The 1414-nt window shown below is 39.4% G+C and carries 2 protein-coding genes and 1 pseudogene; all 3 read left to right on the top strand.

Annotated elements, in window-relative coordinates; translation table 11 throughout:
* Window positions 1-204: pseudogene (locus CH376_RS24515) on the top strand (hypothetical protein); the annotation flags it as partial.
* Window positions 205-239: 35 nt separating this feature from the next.
* Window positions 240-530, top strand: coding sequence for a hypothetical protein (locus CH376_RS23900; protein WP_100787780.1), 291 nt, complete (start codon window positions 240-242; stop codon window positions 528-530).
* Complete coding sequence (locus CH376_RS23895) at window positions 514-1128, top strand: hypothetical protein (RefSeq protein ID WP_100787781.1); 615 nt, start codon at window positions 514-516, stop codon at window positions 1126-1128. The genes CH376_RS23900 and CH376_RS23895 overlap by 17 nt, the downstream gene beginning before the upstream one ends.
* Window positions 1129-1414: the final 286 nt, after the last annotated feature.

The raw sequence follows: 1414 nt of genomic DNA, 5'->3' as shown, positions 1-1414 counted from the left end.
CTTCCGCCCAATCATTCGATTCGATTATCCATTACACCCAAAGTATTTCAAGAATCGGTCGTCTCTCCTTTTGATGAAGCTTTTAAGAATTCAAAGGATCAAAAGCAAGTTGTGCAGGAGAGGAAAATATTTGAAATTACTGCTACGATCGAACCTAACCCAGAGCCGGACGATGATAAACCATGCGAGCTTCAGAAAGATTAAAGAAAGATTCATCAAATGAATAATACTCTCTTTATATGAGCGCGGGACAAATGGCCGCGATGGCCGCAGCTGGTGCAATTTATGGTGCGCCGACATTGGGGGTTGGGACTGCGTCAAGTGTTCTACAAGCGCCTTTATTTGGATCAATTGTTAATGTTCAAAAATTATTAATTGTGAAGTCAAGTATAGATTTCGTTGTGAATGCATCTCACGGAGAATACGCTAATGCTGCGATTGCTGCCGCAGATATTTTCTCTCCTGTACCAATCGGTCTGACAGTTAAAGCAGCAAAGGGAGTTGAAAGAACCTGTGAAGGAAATTTATAATATTCTAATTTATCGAAAATTATTAATTCTTACAGCTATTATTTTTTGCTCTTGTCAAGGGAGTATTGTTTACTGGCAACATTTGACTTATAAAGTTAAGGATTCAAAAAAAAGTTACATCAGATTTGAACTACCTTCAAAATATGAAGAGGGTGGGGAGATGATTAAAGTTGATAAATACTTTATTAAAATACTTCTTTTAGAGAAAGATTCTGTCTTTAAAAGATATGTGTTAATTAATCCAAATCGGAGGCTTAGTTTCCTCGAAGAATGGTACGGACTTGAACAATTTGTTTTTTACCCGAACTGCGAATATAAAGTCGAAGTTCCAATAGGTGAGAATAAATTTAAAATCGAGATAGCTAAATTTGAAAGCACGAATAATGGATTTTATTCGATTCTTGAGAAAAGTGTAGAAATTCCTCAAAATTACTCCCTACGACTGATTTTGACAGTCGCAGGATTAGCGTATAAGGATCCAATTAACTGGACTCAAAAATTTAATAATCGCTTAAATTCTCGAATAGAAATCGTGGCAACCGTTGAACCAAACCCAGACCCGGACGAAGACAAGATTTGCGAGATCCCGAAAGATTAAAAAGAATCTTTCTGATAAAAGAAAATCTTTCCCCGCGAGCGATGGAAGCGTGGTCAAGTTATTGCGACTAGTGTAAAAAATATATTTCCAAAGCGAAATGTAATAACTTGACCGGAGCTGAGAGCGCGACCCGTAGGGACGCGGCCGGATGAATTCCGATCGGGGGAACTCCAGTGAACGGGTTTGTGTTTTTCAACACGGATCACTTGGACTCGGTGACGATGGCGATGGACGGACAAGGGAATCGATTGGGTGGAGGAGAATGGGGCGGAAGCTCACACGTGAG

Origin of the sequence: Leptospira adleri (assembly GCF_002811985.1) — a bacterium.
Classification (GTDB): domain Bacteria; phylum Spirochaetota; class Leptospiria; order Leptospirales; family Leptospiraceae; genus Leptospira; species Leptospira adleri.
This window is presented reverse-complemented; position numbering and strand designations above follow the sequence as displayed.